Here is a 2,880-nt window from a genome sequence, read left to right on the forward strand (position 1 = left end):
GTCGCCGCTGACGGATGGGGCGTCGGCGGTGCTGCTGATGAGCGAGGAGAAGGCGGCCGCGCTGGGATACAAGCCGCTGGGCTTCATCCGCAGCTACGCGTACGCCGCGCTGGCCCCCAACGACCAGCTCCTGCAGGGGCCGGTGTACGCCGCCCCGGTGGCGCTGGACCGCGCCGGGCTCACAGTCAAGGACATCGGCCTGCTGGAGATCCACGAAGCGTTCGCGGCGCAGGTGCTTTCCAACCTGCAGTGGTTCGACTCGGACAAGATCGCGCGCGAGCGGCTGGGTCGCGACAAAGCGATCGGCATTCCGTCCGAGGACCGCATCAACGTGATGGGCGGCTCCATCGCCATCGGGCACCCGTTCGGGGCAACGGGCGGGCGCATCACGGTGACGCTGCTCAACGAGCTGCGGCGGCGAGGCGAGCAGTTCGGCATGATCAGCGTGTGCGCTGCGGGCGCCATGGGCTTCGTGATGATCGTGGAGGCCGCGCCGAATTGAGCGCGCCCGCGCGTCCACCGGATGCGGGAGAGGCGCGCCCCGCCTGCGCCAACTGCGGGACGGAGCTGGTGGGCGCGTTCTGCCACGCCTGCGGGCAGGAGCACGGGCCCGGGGCGGTCACCATCCGCGCCCTGGTGGCCGACGTGGCGGACGAGGTGCTGTCGCTGGACGGGCGGCTGGTGCGCACCTTTCGCGCGCTCCTCTTCCACCCGGGGGTGCTGACGCGCGAGTACCTGGCGGGGCGCCGGGTGGGGTACTTCTCCCCGTTCCGCCTGTACCTGCTGGTCAGCGCCGCCCACCTGGCGCTGGTGGCGGCGACCGGCGCCACCTCGTTCTTCTTCTTCACGGTGTCGGGGTCCGGCAGCGGACCGGGGAGGATCGTCGCGCTCCTGCCGCGGCTGATGTTCGTGCTGCTTCCCGTCTTCGCGATGCTGCTCCACGCGCTCCAGCGGCGCCGGATGTTCGCGGAGCACTTCGTCTTCGCGCTGCACTTCCACACGGCGGCGTTCTTCGTCGCCACCGCGCACACCCTGCTGGTTCCGCTCACCACCTCCGCTTCCGCCCTGCGCGTACCGGCCCTCGTGCTCGACGGCGCGGTTCAGTTCTACCTGCTGCCGTACCTTTACCTCTCGCAGCGGGTGGTGTACGGCGGCTCCTGGCCGGCGACGCTGCTGAAGATGGCGCTGCTGCTGGCCGGCTACGTCGCCGCGCTGCTGCTGGCCCTCGTGGGACTCATCCGCGTGCTGAAGTTCCTCTAATCCGGCACCCATCCGCCCGGCTTGTTTCGGTATCTCTTCGGGGTTAGATTTTGGAGACCGCTCCGGCAGCCGGAGCGGCGCCAAAGCGGAGGGGATCGATGCGCGGAGCGGACCGGCGCGGGGCACACAAGGAAGAGGTCTCGGGGGTTCCCGCCTCGATGTCGGCCGCCACGCTGGACTTCGCGCGCAGGGCGGCGAGGAACGACGAGCCCGTGCTGCTGCTGGGGGAGACGGGGTCGGGGAAGTCGCACCTGGCCGCCATCATCCACCGGCTGAGCGCGCGGGCGGCCGGGCCGTTCCACCACGTAAACTGCGGCGCCATCCCGGACACGCTCTTCGAGCGCGAGATGTTCGGTCACGTGCGCGGCGCGTTCACGGACGCCAAGGAGTCGCGCGAGGGGGCGTTCGAGGCCGCGCACCGCGGCACGCTCTTTCTGGACGAAGTGGGCGAGCTGCCGCTGGCGGTGCAGACGAAGCTCCTCTCCGTGCTGGAGGAGCGGCGGGTGCGCAGGGTGGGCGCCACGCACGACACTCCCGTGGACGTGCGCGTGGTGACGGCCACCAACGCGGACCTGGTGGCGATGGTGGCGGGCAGGCAGTTCCGCGAGGACCTCTTCCACCGCATCGCCGTGCTGCGCTTTCGCGTGCCGCCGCTGCGCGAGCGCAGGCGCGAGCTGCCGGGGCTGGTGCAGCACCTTCTGGAGCGGCGCGGCACCGGCGGCGCCGCCCCCGAGGTGACCGCCGAGGCGATGGAGCTGATCCGCGCGTACCCGTGGCCCGGCAACGTGCGCGAGCTGGACAACGCGCTGCGCCGGGCGGTGGTGTACGCCGAGCAGGAGCCCATCGCCCCGCAGCATCTGCCGGATGAGATCCGCAACGTGGCGGTGCCCGCGGCCGGGGAGTCAGCCGCGCCGGAGCGCTACGTGGCCCCGGCCGATCCGGAGGTGGAGCGGCGAATGATCGAGGAGGCGCTGCAGGCGGAGGGCGGCAATCGCACGCGGGCGGCGCGGCGGCTGGGGATGTCGAGGTCGGCGTTGTGGAGCAAGATCCATCGGCACCGGATCATTTGATAGTGCCTGGGGCCAGTGCCTAGTGCTGAGTGCTGAGTGCTAAGTGCCAAGTATAGGAGGCGCGGAGAAGAGGTTCTTCTCCGCGCCTCTTTTCGTCGTGCCTGCGGCGGACCGTACACACACCGTGCAAACAGCGTGAAAACCCATGTGAAACTCCGCCGGGCCGTGCACTCGGCCCACCACATTGCACGCGTAAGTCCAGCACTCACGCGGCTTTCGGCTGTCCACAAGTATTATGCAAAACGCGGCACCGGACCTGCCTTAAGGGAGCACGGCAACACGGGAGAGACCGGGCCCGGCCAACCGAACGTGACGCCGCAGGGAAGCACGGCTTCAGGTGCCACCGGCACCCGGACCCGCTTCGCACCACGACGGGCAGAGAGTCCGCCGCGGACACCCAACCCAGGCTACAGAGGCACATCATCATGGCCAACAAGCAGAAGATCGCGGAGCTCTCGTCGCAGCTCAACCAGGTGGTCGCTCACCCGGAGTTCATCGGGCTGCTGGAGGAGCTCGAGGGCCTGCCGGCCGAGAGCCGCAAGCAGTTCGT

The 2,880-nt window shown here is 70.0% G+C and carries 3 protein-coding genes; all 3 read left to right on the plus strand.

Annotated features, from left to right (window positions below):
• On the plus strand, positions 1–502 hold a 502-nt coding region (locus VF647_00930), incomplete at its 5' end, for an acetyl-CoA C-acyltransferase (GenBank protein HEX8450622.1).
• Complete coding sequence (locus tag VF647_00935; GenBank protein ID HEX8450623.1) at positions 499–1,260, plus strand: DUF3667 domain-containing protein; 762 nt, start codon at positions 499–501, stop codon at positions 1,258–1,260. The genes VF647_00930 and VF647_00935, both read left to right, overlap by 4 nt.
• Before the next feature lie 98 nt (positions 1,261–1,358).
• The gene (locus tag VF647_00940; protein ID HEX8450624.1) at positions 1,359–2,330 is read left to right on the plus strand and encodes a sigma-54 dependent transcriptional regulator; all 972 of its coding nucleotides are present in this window, start codon (positions 1,359–1,361) and stop codon (positions 2,328–2,330) included.
• Positions 2,331–2,880 lie beyond the last annotated feature (550 nt).

The organism is Longimicrobium sp. (assembly GCA_036387335.1).
Lineage (GTDB): Bacteria > Gemmatimonadota > Gemmatimonadetes > Longimicrobiales > Longimicrobiaceae > Longimicrobium.

Bases quoted from the DNA above. Each gene is read 5' to 3' on its own strand.
- VF647_00940 (HEX8450624.1), top strand. From the start codon at position 1,359: ATGCGCGGAGCGGACCGGCGCGGGGCACACAAGGAAGAGGTCTCGGGG.